Source organism: Lactobacillus sp. WILCCON 0058, from assembly GCF_057198005.1.
This window is the reverse complement of record NZ_JBUBHM010000001.1, coordinates 1461582-1483878: the sequence shown is the minus strand read 5'-3', so window position 1 is coordinate 1483878 and position 22297 is coordinate 1461582. Positions and strand designations below refer to the sequence as shown.

Here is a 22297-nt window from a genome sequence, read left to right as displayed (position 1 = left end):
AGATTAGGGGTGTTCCGCTGGCCCAGAGAGGTTGATGAATGCCGTAGAAGGAGAAACAATAATGGATCCATTAATTCAAGAATTGACTAAAGAACAACTTCGTGACGACATGCCTGAATTCCGTGCCGGGGACACTGTTCGTGTTCACGTACGTGTTGTTGAAGGTACTCACGAACGTATCCAGATCTTCGAAGGTGTCGTAATCAAGAAGAAGGGTACTGGCATCGGTGCTACTTACACTGTTCGTAAGATCGCTTCCGGCGTTGGCGTTGAACGGACTTTCCCAGTTAACACTCCACGTGTTGCCAAGGTTGAAGTTACCCGTCACGGCCGCGTACGTCGTGCTAAGCTTTACTACCTGCGGACTCGTAGCGGTAAGGCTGCTCGTATCGCAGAACGTCGTCGTTAATTCTGACAACGAATCTGAAACTGCTTTGCATTTTGCAAGGCAGTTTTATTTTTGCAAAAAATGAGAAAAAACAAAGTGATTTTTTCTGACTAATTATAGTTTTTGCCTTAAAAATAATCCGTGTTTTACCGAGAACATTGCTTAATATATTTGAAAAAAGCAATTGTTTGCCTTTGGTAGCCGAACTTTTCCTGTTAGCCAACTCTTTTTTGCGCTATACTAGCAGCATGCTGTTGTTTAATATTGAGTAATTCACGGAGGAAAACATGGCTAGATCCATCAAAAAAGAACTTGCTGCCCTGCTTTTGGCCGCGGCAGTTTTAGCGCCGGGCCAGGCTAGCGCCAGCAAATTGAAAGTTACCAGCAAGGCTGACACTGCCAGCAAGCCTGCTCAAAGCAAGGACTGGAAGAATTCCAAGAAGTACAGCAAGGACATTCCAGTGCAGTTTTTGAGCATCAATGACCTGCACGGCAACCTGTCAACGACTGGTACGGCAACTCTGGGGCAAAAGAGCTACAGCAATGCCGGTACGGTTGCCCGCCTGGCTGCTTACTTGAATCAAGCCCAGAAGGATTTTAAGCAGAAAAACAAGCAAGGGACGACCTTCAGAGTCGAGTCTGGGGACATGGTGGGGGCATCCCCGGCCAATTCCTCACTTTTGCAAGATGAATCAACCATGCATGCCTTAAAGGCCATGAAGTTTACCATCGGAACCTTGGGCAACCATGAATTCGATGAAGGCTTGGGCGAATTCAACCGGATTCTTTTAGGCAAAAAGCCAGTTAAGAAGTACAATTCTGCTGAAATGGCCTACCCCCACCAAAAATCGGGCTTAAAGATTATTGTGGCTAACGTTGTTAGAAAGTCCACCGGCAAGGCACCATATGGCTGGAAGCCTTACACGGTCAAGACGGTCAAGGCAGGCAAGAAGAAGGCCAAGGTCGGCTTTATCGGGGTTTTGACCACGGAAATGCCAACTTTGACGACCAAGAAAAACTACTCTGCCTTCAAATACCTGGATGAAGCCAAGACCATTGCCAAGTATGAAAAGGTTCTGCGCAAGAAAGGCGTTAAAGCAATCGTTGTTTTGGCCCACAAGGGGGTTGAAACGGCAGCAGATAGTAAGGGTAAGCTGACTACCAGCGGCGACAGCGTGAAGATCTTAGAGAAGCTAAACAAGATCGATCCGAAAAACACCGTCGACTTGATGATCGCCGGCCACTCCCACCAGTATGCCAACGCCAAGGTCGGCAAGACCCGGCTGGTTCAAGCTTTGAAGTATGGCCAGGCCTACACTGACTCAATCGGCTACATCAGTCCAAAGACTAAGGACTTCGTCAAGGGCAGCCTGGTTTCCCATGTCTACCCAGTCCTGTCAGCTGCTGATGACCCGAAGACTAAGGACAACAAGACGGTTGCCAAGATTGTGGCTGACGCTGACAAGCGGGTTTCAGCCATCACCAAGCAAAAGATTGCTACTGCCCAAAAGGCGGAAACGATCACTGGCCGGGAAAACAACAATGCTTCAAATGAAAACGCGGTTGGTGACTTAGTTGTTGACGCGCAATTGTCTGAAGCCAACCGGCAAGGTTTCAAGGCCGACTTTGCCATGACTAACGGCGGCGGGGTCCGGTCTGGCCTGGTTGTGGGCAGCGACAAGTCAATTACTTATGGTGCAGCTATGGCTGTTCAGCCTTTTGGCAACAGCCTGCAGGTTTTGACCATGACTGGCAAGCAGATCTTGGCCGCCCTTAACCAACAATACCAGCTGGATGGCCACTACTACCTCTTGATCAGCGGTCTGCACTATGTCTACACCAAGGACGCGGCTGGCAAGGTCAAGATCGTTAAGGTTTATGTTGGCGAAGGCGAGAAGACTGAACTCTCTTTGACTAATAATTACCGGGTCGTAGCTAACGAATTTATCGCTGGCGGCGGCGACCACTTCAGCCAATTTACTGCTGGCAAGAAGGTTGGTATCTTGACGGGAACGGACACGGAAACCTTCATCAGCTACCTCAAGCAGCAGACGGCTAGTGGTAAGCAGATTGCAAGCCCGGCTTTGAACCGGAAGGTAGAAATTTCTGCTGACCAGGCAGCTGCTTTGGAAAAATAGAAATAGGCCGTAAATAGCTTGCAAACAGGCGACAATTAATTTTTGCTAACTTGAAATCTTCCCTCTCGGGAAGATTTTATTTTTGCGCGTTTTGGAACTAACGTTCGAAAAATCGTGCTATAATTATGATAAAAACAGCAAGGAGGGGCAGGCATGCGCTTGGCGGAAGTAGCCGACTACATTCAAAGCAAATATGGAATTGAGGCCAGCTATGTCGACCTGGCTGGGCAAACCCTGGCCGCGGTCACGGTCCCAGGAGCAAACGAAAGCTTCGCCCTGCTTCTTAAGAAGGACGGCCGCGAAACGGTTGAACTGAAATGCGGGTCATTGGCTAAGTTTTTGGCTGCCCAGCCGGCTTTTGGACCGGCCATCTTTATGCAGGATCTGGCCTGGATCAGCGTTGATTTAGCAAATCCTGCTTTAAACGACCGCTTCTTTTACAAGACCCTGGATTCTGCCTACCAGAGTTCCCGGCCGCTGGAAGCGGTGAAAAGTAATGTAGAAGAAAAGAGCCAGGAGCATGAAATCTACCTGCTAGACGAAGAGGGAGAAGACTTCCAAGAAGAAGTGATCCCAAAGAGAAAGCAGCGGCCAGCCTTTTTCAAAGACAGCGACTTTGACCGTCTGCTGGCTGAGAAGGGCAAGCCCGTGGTTCCGGAAGGGATCAAGCAGATGCAGGAAAGTTACGATTATCTGGCCGTTCCCCGGCGGGAGAGCAATTTTTACCGGCAAGGGATGCTGATGGCCAATTATGAAGATGACTTTGGTAAAATGGTCCCAATTAACAAGCAGCGGCCAGTCTACCATGATCTGAATGTTGACCAGTTGCGGTCCTATTTTTCCTGGCGGACCAAATTCCGGCAGGGCAAGTACAAGACTGCTTCTAGCGCCTATATTTACCTTCTGGCCAGTGAATTGGTCAGCCAGATTGGGGTTAAGGATAAAGCCGACGGTCTGCGCCAGCTGCGCCTGCTTTTTGCCAAGTGCGCGGAACAAAAAGATATTTCCACCAGTTGGCAGCAGAAACACATCCTGCAGAATTACCTGGTCTATTATGATTTTCCGCTTGATGAAGTCCGGCCAGCCTTTGAAGACGAGCTGATGCGGGGGGAAGTTTATCATAATCTCCTGTCTGCTGAAGCAAGCGGGCAGGAACTCTACCAAGCCATCTGCTGCTTGTCTTCATATTTGCCCAAGAACAATCCCTTGCTGAAAAAAGAGCCGGAGAAGTTTTATGAACTTTTAGCCCAGGTTTGGCAACAGGTCCGCTTGAACCCTTACCAGCTGCTCAAGCTTTTGGTGGGAGAAAAGACCACTTTTCCGGTAGAAATGTTTGCTGACACGGTCTTCTTCAGCCTTGATCCGGTAAAAGAGGCTGAGCTTGTTTTAGGCCCTGGCCTGGTCTACCGCTGCCAAGGCGGGCAGTGGAGTAATGAAGTCTACTGGCCTTCCAGCCGGCAGAGGCAGCTTTTGGCCAATTTCATGCATGAATTTGACCGCTTAAGCCGGCAGGCTTTTAAACAGGGGCGGGCCCTAAAAGAAAAAGACCTGCCCCCGGCTTTTAAACAGGCAATCGTGCAAGGAATTGCCGACTACCAGGAAATTCTGGCTGAAAGAACCCGGCCAAAGGTTAAAATCAACCTGGCCAGCTTGGACCAGATCCGGGCCGATGCCGCTGAAACCAAGGAAAGCCTGCTGACTGAGGAAGAGCGGCAGCTGGAGGCGGAAGAAGCTGAGATAAGTAAGCAAGTAACTGATTCTTCTGCTGCAGAAGAAAAGCTGACAAAGGACATCGATGAAATGGCTGCCATCGACCTGGGCTTAAACGACACTGAGCAAAAGCTCTTGCTGGCCATATATAATGATCAGCCCTACCAGGACTTTTTGCGCCAGCAGCACCTGCTTTTAAGCGTAGTCGTGGACCAAATTAATGAAAAGATTTTTGACGAAATCGGCGATGCCGTAATCGACTGCGATGGCCAAAAGGCGGAAATCGTGGAGGATTACCGAAGCGACCTCGCTGACTTATTAGGAATTGAGGAGAAATAGTGGAGCAAAAGAAACGGATTCCCAAGCGGATTGCCCAAACAGTTATCAGTTCACTTAAAGGCGGGGTAGTGCCTCGGATCGGCCTGCCCTATATTACAGTGGGCCGGAAGGCGGAAATCGCGGCCCTTTTACATGACGTCGACTTAGTCAAAGAAGGCGGGGCTTCCTTCCGCTTCGTCGTGGGCCGGTACGGGTCGGGCAAGAGCTTTTTGCTGCAGACCATCCGCAATTATGTGATGGACAGGAATTTCATCGTCTTAGACGCTGACCTGTCCCCGGAACGCCGCCTGCAGGGCAGCAAGGGGCAAGGTTTAGCTACCTACCGGGAACTGATCCAGAACCTGGCAACTAAAACCCGGCCGGAAGGCGGGGCCTTAACTTTAGTTTTGGACCGCTGGATCAACAATGTCCAAACGGCAGTAGCCAGCGAAATTTCTTTTGATGACCCCGGCTTTCAGACCGCTGTTGACCAGAAGATCGTCAGCCAGATTTCTTCTTTGAGTGAAATGGTGCATGGCTATGACTTCGCCCAGCTTTTAGAGCGCTACTACCATGCTTACCTGGCTGGTGACGAAGAGACCAAGGGCAAGGTAGTTAAATGGTTCAGAGGGGAATACCGGCTGAAAACCGAGGCCAAGCAGGACCTGGGCGTCAACATTATTATTTCTGACGAAGACTGGTACGAGTACTTGAAGCTTTTTGCCGTCTTCTTCCGCCAGGCTGGCTACAGCGGCATGTTCATCATGGTCGATGAATTAGTCAACCTCTACAAGATTCCCAACGCCATCTCTCGCCAGTACAACTATGAAAAGCTGCTTAGCATGTATAATGATGCCATGCAGGGCAAGGCCAAGTACCTGGGCATTATTATGGGGGCCACGCCGCAAGCGATCGAAGACCGGCGGCGGGGTGTTTACTCTTATGAAGCACTTAGGTCCCGTCTGGCTGAAGGCAAGTTTGCCAAAGAAGGGCAGCGGGACTTGTATGCCCCAGTTATCCGCCTGGAGCCCTTGACCGCTGAGGAAATGCTGGTTTTAACTGAAAAGCTGGCTGACATGCATGCCAGTCTTTACGGCTATGAACGGACGATCAGCGAAAAGGATCTGGCTGACTTCATCAAGATTGAGTATGGCAGAGTCGGCACGAGCAGCATGATCACCCCAAGAGAAATTATCCGGGACTTTATTGAGCTGCTGGACATTGTCTTGCAGAATCCTGGCCAGACCGTGCAGAGTCTTTTAACAGACGGAGATTTTGCCTATACTGAGCCAGACGCCGTCTCAGATGAAAAGACCAGCGATTTTGCTGAATTTACGATTTAAGATGTGCTAAGGGAAGTTTGTTTATGGATACTTTTTCCCGCTATGCTCCCTTCATCCAGGACTATATTTATTCCCGGGGCTGGGAGACCTTGCGGCCCCTGCAGACGGCAGCGGCCCAGGTGATTTTTGATACGGATGACAATCTGCTTTTGTCGGCTTCGACTGCTTCCGGGAAAACCGAAGCAGCCTTTTTTCCCATCTTGACAGATTTGGCGGAAAATCCGGCTGACTCCATTGCCTGCCTCTATATCGCCCCTTTAAAGGCCTTGATCAATGACCAGTATGACCGGTTAAAAGACATCTGCGAAGGCAGTGACGTCCCGGTTTGGCGCTATCATGGGGATGTTTCGGCTTCTCAAAAGCGGAAAATGTTCAAAAGGCCCCAGGGAGTCCTGCAGATAACGCCGGAGTCTTTAGAGAGCCTCATGATCAACAAGCACGCGGATATTCCGCGCTTATTTGGCGACCTGCGCTATGTCGTCATCGACGAGCTGCATTCCTTTTTAAGAAGTGACCGGGGCGGGCAGACCTTTTGCCTCTTAGAGCGCCTAAACCGGCTGGCGGCCGTTAAGCCGCGCAGGATTGGCCTGTCAGCTACTATCGGGGATCCAGGGGCGGCTGGACAGTTTTTAGGGGCAGGATCGGGCCATAAGACCAGGATCCCTAAGGTTAAAAGCCAGCCCCAACGCTGGCGCTTGTCAATGGAGCACTTTTATAAGAGCGGTGAGCAGGCAGGCGAGCATTCTGCCCTGCCGGCCCAAGCTGTTTTGGCTAAGGCCAGTGACCAGGCACCAGAATTAGCTGATCCGGGTCTGGCCTATATTTTTGACCATACTCGGGGCAAAAAGTGCCTGGTCTTTACCAACAGCCGGGAAGAATGTGAAGCTGTCTGTCAAGTTTTGCGGCAGTATTGCGAATATAAGCACGAACCAGACCGCTTCATGATCCACCATGGCAACCTGTCCGCTGCTCTCAGGCAAGGGGCGGAGGCCATCATGAAGGATGAAGACGCCAACGTTACGACCTGCGCAACGGCTACGCTTGAACTGGGCATTGACGTCGGCCAGCTGGAGCGGGCCTTTCAAATTGAAGCGCCCTTTACGGTTTCCGGCTTTTTGCAACGGATGGGGCGGACCGGCCGGCGGGGCAACCCGGCAGAAATGTGGTTTGTCATGCGCGAAGAGCAGGCCGAAAGCCGGGCCATGCTGCCGGTCTTGATTCCCTGGTCACTTCTGCAGGGGATTGCCTTGGTTGAGCTGTATTTACAAGAGCGCTGGGTCGAACCGCCAAGAGACCACCAATTGCCTTACAGCCTCCTTTACCACCAGACCATGAGCACTTTGATGGCCGGCGGGGAGATGAGCCCGGCAGAACTGGCCTCCCGTGTCTTGACCCTGTCCTACTTCCGCTGGGTCAGCCAGGATGACTATAAAGTTTTGCTCCGCCATCTGATCAAGACCGACCAGATCCAGCTGACGGAAAATGGCGGTTTGATCGTTGGCCTGGCCGGCGAGCGGGTCACCAACAATTTCAAGTTTTACGCCGTTTTCCAAGAAAATGAGGAATACAGCGTTCACGCTGAGTCTGAAGAACTTGGGACGATCGTCAAGCCGCCGCCCTTGGGGGAAAAAATCGCCATTGCCGGCCATGTCTGGGTGGTTGAAGAAATCGACCGCCGCCGCCGGCAGGTCTATGTCCACCAGGTCAAGGGCCGGATTCCGGCTTACTTTGGGGATGTAGCGGGCGACATCCATCCCAAAGTCCTCCAGCAGATGAGGAAGATTCTAGCAGAGGAGCGTCAGTATCCTTACTTGATGAAAAACGCGGCTGCCCGTTTGAGCGAAACCAGGGCAATGGCGCAAGCGGCCGGCCTGCCAGGTAAGCAGCTGGTCAATTTGGGAGCTAAAACATACTGCCTGTTTCCTTGGACGGGTTCTTATGCCTTCCTGGCTTTGGAGCGCTTCTTGCGCCTTAAATGCGCAAGCCGCTTAGGGCTGAAGAATTTTGACTCAGTCCGGCCCTACTACATCCAGTTCAGCATGGATGTCAGTGAAGGAGACTTTTACCAGATTCTGGCTGAAGAAGCTGCTAAAGACTTTGACCCTTTAGACCTGCTTTATCCCAAGGAAGTGCCGGTTTTTGACAAGTATGACGAATACCTGCCAGATGACCTGGTCAGAAAAGAATTTGCCTATAGCGTCCTGGATTTGGCTGAAATGCGGCGGGCAATTGGAGAGATTACGAGACAAAAGGACTGAAAAAGTTGTACAATAATTTCTAATAATCAAATCTCGATTTTTTAGAAAGGAAATTTATGTCAGTAAGCAAGCGTCCGATTTCCAGTTTTCAAGAATTAGAAACAGCCGCTGATGACAGCGATGAGATACATTTTAAGTTAAACGGCCAGCAGTGGCTTTTAGTTGATGACGGCAATCCTTTGACTCCAGAAAGCAAAACCTTGATCAACTGCGATTTGCCAGAAGAGCAGCAGTTTTTTGCCAATACAGAGGAATTTCTGGCCTGTGAGATTGGGGGGCAATCTTTAGCCGCCTGCTGGCCTGCGATGAGCGAGGTGGCCGTTTGGAGCGTGCAATTTGAGAGCTTGGAGGAGTTTGTCCAGGCAATAAAAGACGGCTGCGACATTCAGTTTTCTCTGGAGGGCCGCCAATACAGTCTGGGCCAGTCCAGTGAGCGGAAGGTTTACCGGCAGCTGACCTGGCGCTTGGAAAAAGGCGGGCAGGTGAAGGTAAAAAAATTTGCTGACCTGGACCAGCTCTTAGCCTTTGAAATTGCTGGCAAAAGCTTGGGCAAGCAATGGTCAGCCATGAAAAATGTCGACTACGGTTGATTTTAATTTAAATTTTTTCGAGGACAAAAACTCAAGGAAAAGGCTTTACTTTTCTGAAATCATAATTTTTCAAGCTTTTCACTGGGTCTAACTTAATAAAATAAGAAAAATAGACTTTTAATATAAATAAAAGAAACTTTCTTGATTATCGGGTATAATGTTAAATAGATCCTATATGATAGAAAGATGAAAAACATGAAGAGACAGCCGCAAACAATTAAGAGAATCATCCAGGCCTTGGCTTTGAGCCTGCTGCTTTTGCTGGCGACCAGCCTGACTGCTTGTTCCAGCCAGCAGGAAAGCAGCTATGCCCGGGCCAAGCAGTCCAAGCAGATTACCTGGGGGGTTCGGCCGGACACGAAGCTGTTCGGGCTGACCAACATCAAAACCGGCAAGATCGAAGGTTTTGAAATCGATCTGGCAACGGCCATCACTAAGCAGATCTTAGGGCCTAAAGGCAAGGCTGTCTTCCGGCCGATCACGGAAAAGACCCGGATTACGCTTTTGCACAACGGCTCCCTTGATGCCGTCATCTCAACTATGACCATCACCAAGGAGCGGATGAAGGTGATTGACTTCTCAGACGTTTACTTTAACGCCAACGAATCGATGATCGTCAAGAAGTCCAGCAAGATCAGAACGATTGCTGACCTTAACAAAAAGGGTGTCGTAGTTATTGCCATCAAGGGGACCGACGTGGCCAACCAGGTGGCCAAGCTGGCACCAAAGGCCAGCGTCAAGCAGTTTGACGATTATGGTTCAGCCTTCAATGCCTTAAAGGCAGGGCAAGGGGATGTCATGATCGACGACAACGGGATTTTGGCCGGCTTGATTGCTGACACGCCGGAATTCACCTTGACCAAGGCCAGTTTGGCTGAGGAGCCTTATGGTATCGGGGTTGAAAAAGGGCAAACCGAAATGCGCCAGGCCATTAATAAGGCCTTGAAGAAGCTGCGGGCCAGCGGTAAATATGACCAGCTGGTCAAGAAGTGGTTTGGCAAGGTCTCCGGCTTTGACGTCAAGCAGGCAGAAAGCCAGAAGGTCAAGATTCAATAAAGAATCAGAACAAGACAGAAAGCAAAAAGCTAGGAGCGTCAGCTCCTAGCTTTTTTGCTAGCACGTAAAATTTTATATTTTTAGTCTTAAAGAATGGCGCCGACAACGATGAGGCAGAGGCCTGCAAGCGTAGCGACCAGTTCTTTGCCTTGCTTGCGTTCACCTAGCAAGGTCATCCCGCCGATAGTGGAGATGATGACGCTCAGCTGCCCGTAGATAAAGGCGTTAGTCACCCCATTGACTTGCGCGGAGATGATGTAGGCGTAAGCGGCAATACCGAAGCTGATCCCGGCGAAGAGGTCAAGGTAGCTGGCCTTTTCCTTGAAGGCAGCCTTGTTGCCGCTGAAGGCCAGGTAGAGCACTGAACCCAGCAGGATCCCCAGGGTTTGCGGCAGGAACATTGATTCAGCATCAGCCGTGATAGTCTTAGGGAAGGCGGAGTAGGCCAGGTAGCCGACCGTGGTCAAGACCAGGAAGAGAATATCCTTGTTGGTAGTCTTCTGGCTGAAGTCGTCGCCTTTTTCCGTGTAGGCGGTCAAGACAACGCCGACCATGATAATGGCCAGGGCGATGATCCCGAAGATGAAGTCGTTGCTGGTCTTCCATTCACCGAAGATCAAAGCCCCGATGATGGTGTTGCCGACCAGCTGCAGGCCAGTTGAGATCGGCATGGTCTTGCTGACCCCAATCCGGGTAAAGGAAATGAACTGGCCGATTTGGCCGATGGTCCATAGAGCACCGGACAGTAGTGACAGGAAGAAGACCGGCATGGACATGGCCGGATGCTGAATTAAAGTCACGATAATGCCAACGATAGTGGCACCCATGCCGACGCCGAAGATTTGGTTGGCCGGCTTGCTGTTCGGAACCTTGTTGACGATCCATGGCATGACCCCCCAGCCAATGGCTGGCAGTAAAGCAATGATGATATTCATTAATTGAAAACCCCTTTAACTAATAATTTGTCGAATAGTTACTAGGTTAACGGAGTTTTAGGAAAATAGCAATAGAAAACACTATGAAAATGTCAACCGTTTTCAGAAAGCGGTTAAAAGAAAAAGATGATTTGCATAAAACAAAGCATCTTTTTCAAAAAATATTAGTCAATAGCAGTCAATATTGGTCACTTACCGGCAATAATGAATTATTGAACCTCCCACGACTAAAGTCGTAGGAATCTGGGGGCCACCCAGCACATTGCACGTAAGATAGCTGACTCCAAGAAATACTTAGAGCGCTTAGGCATAGCCCGGTACCGTCTCGTCTTCGTTTTGACTCGCTCAGAAGATTACGCAGGCAGATACCGTCTAGTGCTAAGGACGATTGTTCCGTTTCGCCCTGGCTGTTTTTAGTGCTTTAAGCTTAGACTTCTGTCACTAGTGATGAAGGACTAAGCTTTTTTTCTTCTTCGTTTGCTTTCTTTAGCTTTGCGTGATGCTCCGGATGAATCCCCCAATCTAATATGTTTCTTGCCGCATTCAGGTCTCTGTCTATCATCTTTTTGCAGCTTGGACACTGCCATTCTTTCTGACCAACTTTAAGATCCTCATTGATGTACCCACACTCATGACACGACTTGCTTGTCCAAAACGAATCCACTTTAATAAGCGTCTTGTTTTGCTTCTTTACAAGCGACTCTAAAACGGTCATCAGCTCATAAGGCTTGAGAACAGCCAGTCTGCGATTAATGCCCTTGCTTAGTGCAGAGTCTTTTCCACGCTTACGCATCTCGTAGGCATCCAATTTCTCAACGACGATTGTGTCGCAGTCATCGGCTACTTCGTGCACCAGATGACGGTATTCGTTGGTAAGCAGGTTAGAGCGCTTTGCATTCAGCTTTTGCTGCTTACGGTGCAGCTTTCTATAGCGTTTGCTGTTTCCATGAATGTTTTCTTCTTGATCCCGCTCTGACTTGATCTTATTGATCTTCTGCTCATACTCGTCAGCTAGCTTGATTGCAGTGTTTGACACCTTGATCCGCTTGCCATCTGATGAGCAAAAAGCCTCATTATTGGCCATGTTCCAGTCAAAGCCTCTGATAATTTTTGATTCCTGCTTCTTGCGGGGCAGTGAAAAGGCCAGCTGCAGTCTGTAAGTACCATCTGGAAGCTTCTTTATCTTTGTCAGTGCAATAGTTTTTAAGTTTAATTCCGACAAATCTTCAATGACTTCCACAGTGCCGAAATCAGCTACTGTTAAGAAGGTGTGGTTGTCTGTATGCTTGTTCTCAATTCTGATGCCGCCTTTAGAATCTTCTGAAAGCTTTTGCGAAGTGATGGTTCTAAAGCTTGCGCCGTCTTTCAAAAAGTTGATCGACCCCTTACGATACCAAGACTTGTGGAGCTGGTTTTTGTGCTTGCCGTGCTTGTCTTTAGTGACGTTCATTTTGAAGTTGTAGCGAGCTTTTTCGTCCATGCTCTTGTCTGTTTTCACCAAGCGCTTGCGATACTGCGAGAAGTTGGTGTAGACGGTCTTGAGAAATTCATCAGCTGAATGTGATGATAAAAACAGCACAGACTTATTCCAGCGGACTAAGTCATACCTATCCTTGATAAAATCAGCTTTTATCTTATTGAGGACGTACTGAATTGGCTTCTGGCTAAATGGCATAGGCCGTCCGATATGCTTAACGCCATAAGTCTTAAAGAGATACTTTAAAGCGTACTGAAACAAAGCATTCTGGGTTTCCAATGCCTTTTCATGCTGAACTTTTTGCTTGTCAGTCAGCAGTACATGGTACTGTCTGGTAAATCCATACTTTTTCTCTTTAGACACGTATGCACACCTTCTTTCCTTCTTCTCTATGCTATAATTATAACATAGAGAAAGGTGGCATGAATGATGATTGTTCATGCGAGAGGCTGCGTTTATAACTTCAATTTCCATCTGGTTTTCGTAACCAAATATCGTAAAGAAGTCTTTGACAGTCCAGAAAAGGTTAAAGAAATGAAAGAGCTGCTCCAAAAAAGAGCGGATATGTCGGAGATCGAGATCCAGCAAATGGAAGTAATGCCCGATCACGTTCATATGCTCATCTCTTTTTCGCCAAAACAGAGGCCTGTAGACATAGTTAAAGGGCTGAAAGGCTGGACAGCCCGGAAATGGTTTGAGCTTCACCCGGAAACTAAGCAGATGCTGTGGGGTGGCCATCTCTGGTCACCGAGCTATTTTATGAGCACCTTAGGTGATATGAGCAAAGAAGTCGTTAAAAATTACATCGCTTCTCAATACACAGCGGCCATGAAAAAGCAGCAGAATGGCAAATATGGCGAAATGGAAAGAAAAAGAAAAAGTAGGAACTAAAAAAGCGCCCCAATGGGGCGCTTTTGCGTGCTTGACTCATGTCTAAAGACACGAGTTTGCACACGCTTTTTAATCAATATTTGTTCTGTAAAGGCCAACAACCTTGCCTAAAATCTGCACATGGTCCAAGATAATTGGATCCATGGCATCATTTTCCGGCTGCAAGCGGTAGTGGAGGTCTTCTTTGTAGAAGCGCTTGACTGTTGCTTCACCGTCATCAGTCATGGCGACCACGATTTCCCCGTTTTGGGCCGTGGTCTGCTTGCGGACGATGACGTAGTCACCGTTCAAGATACCGGCATTGATCATTGAAGTGCCGTGCACCCGGAGCATGAAAAGCTCACCAGCATCACTGGCCAAGTTCGGCGGAAGCGGGAAGTAGTCTTCCACGTCCTGGACAGCCAGAATCGGCTGGCCGGCGGTAACAACGCCGATCACAGGGATGTCTTTAGGCTTGATACCCAAGGCGTCAAGGCCGGCATGGGTGATTTCCAAAGCCCGGGGCTTGGTGGCGTCCTTGATGAGGTATCCCTTGCGCTCCAGTCTGGTCAAGTGGCCGTGGACGGTGGAGGTTGAGGACAGGCCAACAGCAGCGCAGATTTCCCGGACCGTCGGCGGGAAGCCGCGGTTTTCAACGGTATCATAGATGTATTGCAGAATTTCTAATTGTTTCGAGTCATGAGTTGCCATATTTTTTACCTTCGTCAAAAATCTTATTGTCGGTTATTATTTATTTTAGCAAATATTCGGAGAGTTTGCAAACAGGCGTTCTAGGCTTAAAACTTTTTTTATTTTTACAAAGCGAGTACACTATTCATATCACGAGAAAGGTGGCTATGTTTATGGCAGAATCAGATCAAGTAAGACAAAGAATCAATGAATTGTACAAGAAGAAGCAGGAAAGCGGCTTGACGGAAGCAGAAGAAGCCGAACGCAAAGAACTGCACAAGAAGTTTATCGCTAATTTCCGGGCGGGCTTTAGGCAGCAGCTGGACAGTCTGGTGATCGTCGATGACAAAGGCAAGGACGTCACCCCAAAGAAAGCCAAGCAGATTCAGAAGGAAAAGGGCCTCAGATAGGAATTTTTTCTTTAAAAATGGTCTGAAGTTTTGTAAGATAGTATTTGTGTGACTAACGAATACTATCCGCTGAGGCGGATAACAAATTAAGACCAATGGAGGTTTAGCGATAATGAATTTAGGTTTGGCGATTTTCTTGATTATTTTGGCAGCTCTTCTGGGTGCGGTTGCCGGCTTTTACGGTGCCCGGACTTACATGAAGAACTACTTTAAGAAGAATCCCCCAATTACCCGGGAAATGGTTGAAACCATGATGTCACAAATGGGCCAGAAGCCTTCAGCCAAGAAGGTCAACCAAGTGATGAACATGATCAAGCACCAGTCAGCCAAGAACTAGGTTTAAGAGGCAAAGAGCGCTAGGGGAATCCGGGCGCTCTTTTTTTGCGGGCTAGGGGAATTAGAAAAAAAGGTGAAAATGATAGAATTAGGATAAAAAGAAGAAGCAAAGAAAAGAGGGAGGAAAAAATGGATACTTTCAGCAAGCTGGGCTGGTTCTTTAAAGCCCACCGCAAGCGTTATGCCCTGGGGATCACGGCTCTCATCTTGACCTCGGCAGCCAACTTGGTTCCGCCGCGGATCCTGGGCATGATGGCTGATCAGCTGGACACGGGAAAAATCAGCTGGCAGCAGTTTTTTGGATTTGTTTTGGCAATTTTGCTGGCGGCTTTGGCCCTGTACGTTTGCCGCTATTTCTGGCGCAAGCAGATTTACGGCGGGGCGGCAATTTTGGAAAAGGAATTGCGGGGCCGGCTCTTTTGGCATTTTCTGCAGATGGACCGGACCTTCTTTCAGCGCTACCGGACCGGGGACTTGATGGCCCGGGCGACCAATGACGTCCAAGCCGTCCAGAACGTGGCCGGTGACGGAATCTTGACCTTGATCGACTCGATTTTTACCGGGGGGACCACCTTGCTGGCCATGATGATCCTGGTAGACTGGCGCTTGACCCTGGCTGCCATGCTGCCTTTGCCGCTTTTGGCCTTCTGTGCCCGCTACTTGGGCGATCGCCTGCACGATGCATATATGGATTCGCAGGCGGCATTTTCACGCTTGAACAATAAGACCCAGGAATCCTTGTCCGGGATTAAGGTCTTGAAGACTTTTGGCCAGGGAAAAGAGGACGCTGAAGCTTTTAACAAGATGACCTATGAAACGGTTGACATCAATAAAAAGGTCTTCCGGATCGACTCACTTTATGACCCGATGATTACCGTGATCATCGGCATCACCTACATTATCACCATTATTTACGGGGGCCGGCTGGTTCTCAGCAAGACGATCAGCCTGGGTCAGCTGATTTCCTTTGTTTCTTACATCGGGTCCATGGTCTGGCCAATGTTTGCCATCGGCTACCTGTTTAACGTTCTTGAGCGGGGGAGTGCCAGCTACGACCGGATCATGACCCTGCTCAATGAAAAATCTTTGATCGTGGACTCTGATTCTATGGACAAGGAGCAGAAGCTGACCGGGGACTTGCGCTACCACGTGACCAGTTTTGCCTACCCGGATGAACCAGACAAGAATGCCTTAGGAGCCGTTGACTTTGACCTGAAAAACGGGCAGACGATCGGCCTGGTAGGCCGGGTCGGGTCAGGCAAGACGACCATTATCCAGCTCTTGATGCGGGAATTTGACAACTACAAGGGCCGGATTACTTTTGCCGGCCACGACATCCGACAGATCCCCCTGGACGTCTACTTGAAGGAGATTTCCTATGTTCCGCAAAACAACTTCCTGTTCTCCATGTCGGTAAGGGACAATATTGCCTTTGCCAAGCCGGATGCCAGCCAGGAAGAGGTTGAAGCAGCAGCAAAAAAGAGCGCCCTTCACGACGATATCTTGGCCTTCCCGGATGGCTACCAGACCATGATCGGGGAAAACGGGGTTTCCCTGTCCGGCGGGCAAAAGCAGCGGATGTCAATTGCAAGAGCACTTCTCCATGACAGCGAAATCTTGATCTTGGACGATGCCTTGTCAGCTGTTGATGCTAAAACGGAGAAGGCAATTCTGACTAAGCTCCGCCAAGAGCGGGAGAAGAAAATTACCGTCATCGCTGCCCACCGCTTAAGCAGTGTGATGGATGCCGACTTGATCCTCGTTATGCAAGACGGACAGGTGGCAGAAAGAGGAACGCATGAAGAATTGCTGGCCAAGGGCGGCTGGTATGCCCGCATGTGGCAGCGGCAGGAACTGGCCCAGAAAGTAGGTGAAGATGACGATGAATAATGAAGACTTCCAATCAGTCTGGCAGCAGCCGATTTCAACCAAAGAGCAGGGGCAGATTTTAAAGCGGCTCTGGACTTTTGTCTGGCTTTACAAGGCGGAATTATTGACTGCCGTCTTAGGGATGGTGGCTGTTTCCGCTATCAATATGCTCCTGCCGACCTGGCTGCAGTATTACATGGACCATTATCTAAAAAGCGGCCAGGTTGATTTCAGCACGGTCTATTATGTTGCTTTGATTTACGGCATTGGCGTGGTATTTAAGGCGGGCTTCCAGTTTACCTATGAATATCTTTATGCCTTAGCCGGAGAAAAGGCCTTGGAAAAGGTCCGCCGGGTCCTTTACGCAAAAATCCATACCCTGGGGATGCGGTATTTTGACCAGACTCCTGCCGGGTCGATTTTATCCCGGGTAACCAACGACACGATGACCTTGGGCAACTTTATGCAGGTTTTCTCTGCCTTTTTGTTAGGGATCGTGTCCATGGTAACTGCCTTGATTGCCATGTATATGGCTGATCCGGTGGCCGCGGCAATCGTGACGGCCTTTATTCCACTTATCGTTGGGGCAATCTGGCTTTACAACCGGGTCAACTCCAAGACCTATCACGAATACCGGGCCCGCAACTCCTTGATCAACACCAAGCTGGAAGAAAGCATTGCCGGCATAAACGTAATTCAGCAGTTCCGCCAGGAAAAGCGGGTTGATGAAGACTTTGAAAAAATCAACAGCCAGCAGATGCAGACCCGCTTCAAGCTGATCAGAACCAATGGCTTGCTCTTGTCGCCATTTACGACCCTGCTCTATTCTTTAGCCTTGACCTGCGTTTTGGTTTGGTTCGGCTATCCCCTCCGGGCAACTTTTGTCCCGGCCGGGATGATCTATGCTTTTGCCAACTACGTGCAGAACTTTTTTAACCCCTTGTCAGACATGATGAATTCTTTAACTTTCTTCACCGACGGGATCGTGGCCGGCAAGCGGATCTTCAAGATTTTGGACCAGGAAGAGTACGAACCTGAGCAAAAGGAAAAGGCGGACGCTAAGATTACAGAAGGGAAAATCGAGTTCAAGCACGTGTCGTTTTCTTATGACGGAAAGCACGATGTTCTTCATGACGTTTCCTTCACCCTAAATCCAGGTGAGACTTTGGGGATTGTTGGCCATACTGGGTCAGGCAAGAGCTCGATCATCAATGTGATGATGCGGTTTTACGAGTTCCACGATGGCCAGATCCTTTTGGACGGAACCGACATCCGGGACTTTTCCAAGGCGGAACTGCGGCAAAAAATAGGACTGGTTCTGCAGGAACCCTTCATGTTCTACGGGGACGTGGCTTCTAACATCCGCTTGTATAATGACAAGATCACGGATGAGCAGATCGAAGAAGCGGCCAAAACCGTCCAGGCTGACCGCTTTATCGAAAAATTGCCCGGGAAATACCAGGCCAAGGTCATCGAAGGAGGGTCGGAATTCTCCAGCGGGGAAAGACAACTGATTTCCTTTGCCCGGACCCTGGTAACCAATCCCAAGATTTTGATTTTGGATGAAGCTACCGCCAACGTGGACACGGAGACAGAAAGCTTGATTCAAATGGGCCTTAAAAAGCTGCGCCAGGGCAGGACCACCCTGGCTATTGCTCACCGCCTGTCGACGATTGCTGACGCTGACCAGATCATTGTTCTGGACAAGGGGAGAATCGTCGAACATGGCAAGCATGAGGAATTGCTGGCACAGAAGGGCTACTACTATGACCTTTACACCCTCCAGCAAAACCGGGAAAAGTAAAATTGAATTAAATTAAGCTAAAAGCAAAATAAGAGCGCGCCCAGTGGACGCGCTCTTTTATTCTAATCCGGCAAGCTGGAGATTTTTGACGAAAGGGAGTTTTTTCAAATCGCCCAAAAGGGTATTAAGGTCGCCCTCAAGGCCGGCCAAGTCCAAGGACATTAAAACGCTGGCGTGACTGGCCAAAGGAATGGCCTGGGAAATGGTCAAGACCGAGGCCTGGTGGTCAGTCACGCAGGTCAAAACCGCGGACAGGGCCCCGGGCTGGTCGGCTAAGAGCAGGGATAAGACCGCCTGCTGGCCCCGGGAAGGGTCTTTAGCTCTGAAAACATAGTCTTTATAGCGGTAATAAGTGTTGCGGGAGATGCCGACGCGTTCAGTTGCCTCGGTAACGGTGGCTGCCTCCCGGCTGTCCAGCATTTCCCTGGCCGCTAGGACCTTTTCCAGATAGTCGGGCAGGATCTTTTTATGTACGTAAAAATAGTCGGCCATGGCCAATCCTCCTTTGACATATTGCTTTAATTTTTGTTTAATAATAAGTGACTTTCCCCTTGTCAGGCCTTGCGGATAATGATACTATGTTTTTAATTCAAAAACAAGTGTCCCTGTATTAGAAACAACGGAGGCGGGTATGCAAATTGCGATCTTAGGCCGCGGAGTGGTTGGCGGCGGTATTGTCAAGCTGGTTGAAGAGGCGGAAAGTCCGCTTTTGCAGAATGTGAAAATTAAGAAGATCCTGGTGCACCGGGATGAGCAGATCTTAGATGACCAGCACACGACGGACTTTGAGGAAATCGTGGATGACCCGGAAATTTCAGTGGTCTGCGAGTGTATCGGAGGCCTTGAGCCGGCCCACAGCTATGTTAAACGGGCCTTGGAAGCGGGCAAGCACGTGGTGACGGCCAATAAGAAGATGCTGGCGGTTTTCGCGGGTGAACTCTTTGCCTTAGCCAGGCAAAAAGGCCTGGTTTTGGCCTATGAGGCCAGCGTTGGCGGCGGGATTCCTTGGATTGCTAACATCAAGCGGATTCAGCGTCTGGAGCCGGTCACGGCCTTCCAGGGAATTTTTAACGGGACCAGCAACTACATCCTTTCCCAAATGGAAGAAAAGGACCTGGACTTTGCCACCTGCTTAAAAGACGCCCAGGACCTGGGCTACGCGGAAAAAGACCCCAGCGACGACATCGACGGCGGGGATGTTTGTTACAAGGTCTGCCTGTCAGCCTTGACCGCTTTTGGCAAGATTGCCGATCCAGGCCAGGTTGAGCAATGGGGGATCCGGCATTTGACCAAGGAAGACTTCGCCTGGGCTAAGGCAAACGGCCGGACCATCAAATTGCTGGGCCGGGGCAGGCAAGCAGGAGAGAAGCTGTCCTTGCAGGTTTTGCCGGTCATGCTGAAAAAGACCAGTCTTTTGGCTGGAGTGGGCCTTAACTTCAATGCCTTAGAAACTGATTCCGCCAGCCTGGGCCCGGCAACTTTTGTTGGTCAGGGGGCTGGATCCTTGCCGACCGCCCACGCGGCTGTCCAGGACCTCTTGGATCTGGCTGAAGGGAAAAAGGAAATCGTGCAAAGCAGTCAGCCGGCCCAGCTGCTTGATGAAGAAGAGCAGACTTTTTACCTGCGGACTGACCGGGCTGGCTTTTTCCAGGATGTAGCGGCTGAAAGAATCAATGAAAAGGCGCTTTTGACGAAAAAAATGACCTTGACGGCCTTGTCTCGCCTGGTCAAAGAAAGCGGAGACCCGGCAGCCTTTTTGGCGGGAGTGGCAGATGAGTAAAGCAGTAAAATTTGGCGGCTCTTCAGTCGCTAACAGCGAACAATTTAAAAAGGTCAAGCAGATTATTCTGGCTGACCCGGACCGCAAGTACGTGGTGACCAGCGCCTGCGGCAAGAGCGGAAAGGAGGACCACAAGGTTACCGACCTCCTCTACCTCTGCGCCGCCCACATTACCTATGACGTCAGCTATGAGTCGATTTTCCAGACCATCGTGGACAAGTACATGGAAATCAAGCGCAGCCTGGGCCTCAAAATTGACCTGGGCAGAGAATTTGCCAAGATCCGGCAGAATATGGCTCAGAACTTGAACCTGGACTACCTGGTTTCCCGGGGCGAGTACTTGACCGGCCTTTGCCTGGCTGAATACCTGGACGCGGACTTCGTTGATGCCAGCCGGGTGATCCGTTTCCATTATGACGGATCAATCGACCTAAAAAAGTGCCAAGAACTGCTAAAGGCCCAGGTTGACCCGGGCCGGCGGGTGGTGATCCCAGGTTTTTACGGTTCTTTGCCAAATGGGGTCATCAAGGTCATGAGCCGGGGCGGGTCAGATATTACCGGGTCAATCGTGGCTAATGCCTTTGACGTTGACGTCTATGAAAACTGGACCGACGTTTCCGGCTTTTACGTGGCGGACCCGCGCATTATTAAAGACCCTGTCCAGATTCCGCGGATTACCTACTCTGAATTGCGGCAGATGAGCTATATGGGGGCCAATGTCCTGCATGACGACGCGGTTTTCCCTGTTCGGCAGAAAAACATCCCGATCAATGTCCGCAACACCAACTACCCGGAAAATCCCGGCACCATGATCATGAATGACTGCAGCGAACTTGATGCGCAAGAGCTGCCTCATGTCATCACAGGGATTACGGGCAAGCAGAACTTTACGGTCATCACCATGGTCAAGTCGCATGTTTCAGCCGAGGCGGGCTTTTTGCGCAAGGTTCTGGCCGTTTTTGAAAAATTCCAGATCTCGATTGAAAGCGTCCCGGTTACGGTCGATACTTTTTCAATCGTGGTCCAGACCAAGAAGATCGAGCGCTACCTTTATGAAATCGTGGCGGAATTAAAGCAGGAACTGCGCCTTGACGACATCCAAGTCGAAAGCCAGCAGGCCATGTTGGCCGTGGTTGGCCGGGCCATGAGGCAGATGCCGGGGATGTCGGGCAAGATTTTGTCAACACTGGGTGACCAGCAGATCAACATCCGCACCATCAACCAGGCCTGCGATGAACAAAGCATCGTCATCGGGGTTAACAACCAGGACCTGGTTCCGGCAATCAAGGCGATTTATCAGCAGTTTATTAGTGAAGAAAGAGTGGAACGATAAATGAAGATTGGTATTTTAGGTGCTACAGGGGCCGTTGGCCGGCAGATGCTGGAATGCATTGAAGAAAGAAAGCTGCCGGTTGAAGAGCTGCGCGTTTTTGCTTCCGAGCGCTCTAAGGGCAAAAAGCTGTCCTTTGCTGGCCAGGAATTGACCTTGGAAGTGGTCAGCCAGGAAAGACTAAACGGGCTTGACTACGTTTTGGGGGCAGTTTCCAACAGTCTGTCCAAGGAATACCGGCCCTTGGTTGAAAAGAGCGGGGCAGTCTACATCGACAACAGCTCAGCCTTTCGGCAAGAAGATGACGTGCCTTTGGTAGTGCCTGAAATCAATGGCCCAGATGCTTTAGAGCACCGCGGCGTCATCGCCAATCCAAACTGTTCAACCGCCATCACCTTGATGGCTCTGGCGCCAATTGCCAAGTTGTCCCCGATCAAGACCATCAACGCCTGCACCTACCAGGCCGTTTCCGGCGCCGGCATGGGCGGGATCAGCGAACTTAAGGATGAAGTAACGGCTTTGACCAAGGGCGAGAGCGTGGAAGCCAAGGTCTTCCCGGCCCAAATTGCCTTCAATGTCATCGCCGATATTGGCAGTCCTTTGGAAAACGGCTATACGACTGAAGAAATGAAGATGCAGAATGAAGGAAGAAAGATCCTGCACTTGCCAGAGCTCCTGGTTACCTGCACCTGCGTCCGGGTTCCGGTCTACCGGTCCCACTCAATTGCCGTGACGGTCGTTACTGAAGAGCCAGTCTCAGTTGCAGATGCTGAAAAAGCTATCGCGGCTTTTGACGGAGACCTCCTGGTTACCGACCACACCCCGACTCCGCTGGAAAACTCCGACAAGGACATCGTGCAAGTTGGCCGCCTGCGCCGGGACTTGACCAACCCTAACGGCCTTACTCTCTGGTGCACCGGCGACCAGATCCGGAAGGGCGCGGCAACCAACGCCGTCCAGATCATGGAATACCTGGAAAATAACAAGTAAGTAGC

Annotated in this window: 19 protein-coding genes; 15 read left to right on the top strand and 4 right to left on the bottom strand. The window is 50.0% G+C overall.

Features of this window, described 5'->3' with window-relative positions; genetic code table 11:
* Positions 1–61 precede the first annotated feature (61 nt).
* The 7 genes from rplS to ACYVUU_RS06820 all read left to right on the top strand — a co-directional run bounded on the left by rplS (position 62) and on the right by ACYVUU_RS06820 (position 9801).
* On the top strand, positions 62–409 hold the full coding sequence (gene rplS, locus ACYVUU_RS06850; RefSeq protein ID WP_003612033.1) for a 50S ribosomal protein L19: 348 nt from the start codon (positions 62–64) through the stop codon (positions 407–409).
* Between the two features lie 266 nt (positions 410–675).
* Positions 676–2526 (top strand): bifunctional metallophosphatase/5'-nucleotidase, encoded by a 1851-nt coding sequence (locus ACYVUU_RS06845; RefSeq protein ID WP_484500421.1) that lies wholly within the window; start codon positions 676–678, stop codon positions 2524–2526.
* A gap of 153 nt (positions 2527–2679) precedes the next feature.
* The gene (locus tag ACYVUU_RS06840; protein ID WP_484500420.1) at positions 2680–4575 is read left to right on the top strand and encodes a TerB N-terminal domain-containing protein; all 1896 of its coding nucleotides are present in this window, start codon (positions 2680–2682) and stop codon (positions 4573–4575) included.
* A complete protein-coding gene (locus ACYVUU_RS06835) occupies positions 4575–5897 on the top strand; it encodes an ATP-binding protein (RefSeq protein ID WP_439776237.1) in 1323 nt (440 codons plus the stop codon). Before ACYVUU_RS06840 ends, ACYVUU_RS06835 begins: the two co-directional genes overlap by 1 nt.
* 23 nt (positions 5898–5920) lie before the next feature.
* A complete protein-coding gene (locus ACYVUU_RS06830) occupies positions 5921–8155 on the top strand; it encodes a DEAD/DEAH box helicase (protein WP_484500419.1) in 2235 nt (744 codons plus the stop codon).
* Between the two features lie 56 nt (positions 8156–8211).
* Positions 8212–8745: a hypothetical protein gene (locus ACYVUU_RS06825; protein ID WP_484500418.1), complete on the top strand. Its 534-nt coding sequence runs from the start codon at positions 8212–8214 to the stop codon at positions 8743–8745.
* Positions 8746–8940: 195 nt separating this feature from the next.
* Positions 8941–9801 (top strand): transporter substrate-binding domain-containing protein, encoded by an 861-nt coding sequence (locus ACYVUU_RS06820; RefSeq protein WP_484500897.1) that lies wholly within the window; start codon positions 8941–8943, stop codon positions 9799–9801.
* Positions 9802–9887: 86 nt separating this feature from the next.
* Here ACYVUU_RS06820 and ACYVUU_RS06815 read toward each other — a convergent pair whose 3' ends face one another.
* Both ACYVUU_RS06815 and ACYVUU_RS06810 read right to left on the bottom strand, forming a co-directional pair.
* Positions 9888–10736, bottom strand: a complete 849-nt coding sequence (locus ACYVUU_RS06815; protein WP_439776233.1) for a GRP family sugar transporter — start codon at positions 10734–10736, stop codon at positions 9888–9890.
* A 427-nt stretch (positions 10737–11163) separates the two neighbouring features.
* Complete coding sequence (locus tag ACYVUU_RS06810; RefSeq protein WP_484500417.1) at positions 11164–12576, bottom strand: RNA-guided endonuclease InsQ/TnpB family protein; 1413 nt, start codon at positions 12574–12576, stop codon at positions 11164–11166.
* A 66-nt stretch (positions 12577–12642) separates the two neighbouring features.
* On the opposite strand from ACYVUU_RS06810, the gene tnpA reads away from it, so the two are divergent.
* Entirely contained in the window at positions 12643–13104 is a 462-nt protein-coding gene (gene tnpA / locus ACYVUU_RS06805; protein ID WP_484500896.1) for an IS200/IS605 family transposase, read from the top strand.
* Positions 13105–13173: 69 nt separating this feature from the next.
* Here tnpA and lexA read toward each other — a convergent pair whose 3' ends face one another.
* The gene (gene lexA / locus ACYVUU_RS06800; protein ID WP_439776232.1) at positions 13174–13794 is read right to left on the bottom strand and encodes a transcriptional repressor LexA; all 621 of its coding nucleotides are present in this window, start codon (positions 13792–13794) and stop codon (positions 13174–13176) included.
* A 152-nt stretch (positions 13795–13946) separates the two neighbouring features.
* Here lexA and ACYVUU_RS06795 point away from each other — a divergent pair, with 152 nt between their 5' ends.
* The 4 genes from ACYVUU_RS06795 (at position 13947) to ACYVUU_RS06780 (ending at position 18192) form a co-directional block, all read left to right on the top strand.
* Positions 13947–14183, top strand: a complete 237-nt coding sequence (locus ACYVUU_RS06795) for a DUF896 domain-containing protein (protein WP_484500416.1) — start codon at positions 13947–13949, stop codon at positions 14181–14183.
* Between the two features lie 112 nt (positions 14184–14295).
* Complete coding sequence (locus ACYVUU_RS06790; protein WP_296226826.1) at positions 14296–14520, top strand: YneF family protein; 225 nt, start codon at positions 14296–14298, stop codon at positions 14518–14520.
* Positions 14521–14648: 128 nt separating this feature from the next.
* Positions 14649–16409 carry an ABC transporter ATP-binding protein gene (locus ACYVUU_RS06785; protein ID WP_439776230.1) on the top strand — a complete coding sequence of 587 codons (1761 nt, stop codon included), beginning with the start codon at positions 14649–14651 and terminating at the stop codon, positions 16407–16409.
* Positions 16402–18192 (top strand): ABC transporter ATP-binding protein, encoded by a 1791-nt coding sequence (locus ACYVUU_RS06780; protein WP_484500415.1) that lies wholly within the window; start codon positions 16402–16404, stop codon positions 18190–18192. The genes ACYVUU_RS06785 and ACYVUU_RS06780 overlap by 8 nt, the downstream gene beginning before the upstream one ends.
* Before the next feature lie 57 nt (positions 18193–18249).
* On the opposite strand, the gene ACYVUU_RS06775 is transcribed toward ACYVUU_RS06780, so the two are convergent.
* Positions 18250–18684: an ACT domain-containing protein gene (locus ACYVUU_RS06775; protein WP_439776228.1), complete on the bottom strand. Its 435-nt coding sequence runs from the start codon at positions 18682–18684 to the stop codon at positions 18250–18252.
* 139 nt (positions 18685–18823) lie between these two features.
* On the opposite strand from ACYVUU_RS06775, the gene ACYVUU_RS06770 reads away from it, so the two are divergent.
* From ACYVUU_RS06770 to ACYVUU_RS06760, 3 genes are read left to right on the top strand one after another with little or no spacing between them, the layout of a single operon-like run.
* Positions 18824–19972, top strand: a complete 1149-nt coding sequence (locus ACYVUU_RS06770; RefSeq protein WP_484500414.1) for a homoserine dehydrogenase — start codon at positions 18824–18826, stop codon at positions 19970–19972.
* Positions 19965–21305 (top strand): aspartate kinase, encoded by a 1341-nt coding sequence (locus tag ACYVUU_RS06765; protein ID WP_484500413.1) that lies wholly within the window; start codon positions 19965–19967, stop codon positions 21303–21305. The genes ACYVUU_RS06770 and ACYVUU_RS06765 overlap by 8 nt, the downstream gene beginning before the upstream one ends.
* The gene (locus ACYVUU_RS06760; RefSeq protein WP_484500412.1) at positions 21306–22292 is read left to right on the top strand and encodes an aspartate-semialdehyde dehydrogenase; all 987 of its coding nucleotides are present in this window, start codon (positions 21306–21308) and stop codon (positions 22290–22292) included.
* Positions 22293–22297: the final 5 nt, after the last annotated feature.

What these genes read in the sequence shown, in the direction of transcription:
- rplS (WP_003612033.1), top strand. Translation starts at nt 62, where the DNA reads ATGGATCCATTAATTCAAGAATTGACTAAAGAACAACTTCGTGACGAC.
- ACYVUU_RS06845 (WP_484500421.1), top strand. Translation starts at nt 676, where the DNA reads ATGGCTAGATCCATCAAAAAAGAACTTGCTGCCCTGCTTTTGGCCGCG.
- ACYVUU_RS06840 (WP_484500420.1), top strand. Translation starts at nt 2,680, where the DNA reads ATGCGCTTGGCGGAAGTAGCCGACTACATTCAAAGCAAATATGGAATT.
- ACYVUU_RS06830 (WP_484500419.1), top strand. Translation starts at nt 5,921, where the DNA reads ATGGATACTTTTTCCCGCTATGCTCCCTTCATCCAGGACTATATTTAT.
- ACYVUU_RS06825 (WP_484500418.1), top strand. Translation starts at nt 8,212, where the DNA reads ATGTCAGTAAGCAAGCGTCCGATTTCCAGTTTTCAAGAATTAGAAACA.
- ACYVUU_RS06820 (WP_484500897.1), top strand. Translation starts at nt 8,941, where the DNA reads ATGAAGAGACAGCCGCAAACAATTAAGAGAATCATCCAGGCCTTGGCT.
- ACYVUU_RS06815 (WP_439776233.1), bottom strand. Translation starts at nt 10,736, where the DNA reads ATGAATATCATCATTGCTTTACTGCCAGCCATTGGCTGGGGGGTCATG.
- tnpA (WP_484500896.1), top strand. Translation starts at nt 12,643, where the DNA reads ATGATTGTTCATGCGAGAGGCTGCGTTTATAACTTCAATTTCCATCTG.
- lexA (WP_439776232.1), bottom strand. Translation starts at nt 13,794, where the DNA reads ATGGCAACTCATGACTCGAAACAATTAGAAATTCTGCAATACATCTAT.
- ACYVUU_RS06795 (WP_484500416.1), top strand. Translation starts at nt 13,947, where the DNA reads ATGGCAGAATCAGATCAAGTAAGACAAAGAATCAATGAATTGTACAAG.
- ACYVUU_RS06790 (WP_296226826.1), top strand. Translation starts at nt 14,296, where the DNA reads ATGAATTTAGGTTTGGCGATTTTCTTGATTATTTTGGCAGCTCTTCTG.
- ACYVUU_RS06785 (WP_439776230.1), top strand. Translation starts at nt 14,649, where the DNA reads ATGGATACTTTCAGCAAGCTGGGCTGGTTCTTTAAAGCCCACCGCAAG.
- ACYVUU_RS06780 (WP_484500415.1), top strand. Translation starts at nt 16,402, where the DNA reads ATGAATAATGAAGACTTCCAATCAGTCTGGCAGCAGCCGATTTCAACC.
- ACYVUU_RS06775 (WP_439776228.1), bottom strand. Translation starts at nt 18,684, where the DNA reads ATGGCCGACTATTTTTACGTACATAAAAAGATCCTGCCCGACTATCTG.
- ACYVUU_RS06770 (WP_484500414.1), top strand. Translation starts at nt 18,824, where the DNA reads ATGCAAATTGCGATCTTAGGCCGCGGAGTGGTTGGCGGCGGTATTGTC.
- ACYVUU_RS06765 (WP_484500413.1), top strand. Translation starts at nt 19,965, where the DNA reads ATGAGTAAAGCAGTAAAATTTGGCGGCTCTTCAGTCGCTAACAGCGAA.
- ACYVUU_RS06760 (WP_484500412.1), top strand. Translation starts at nt 21,306, where the DNA reads ATGAAGATTGGTATTTTAGGTGCTACAGGGGCCGTTGGCCGGCAGATG.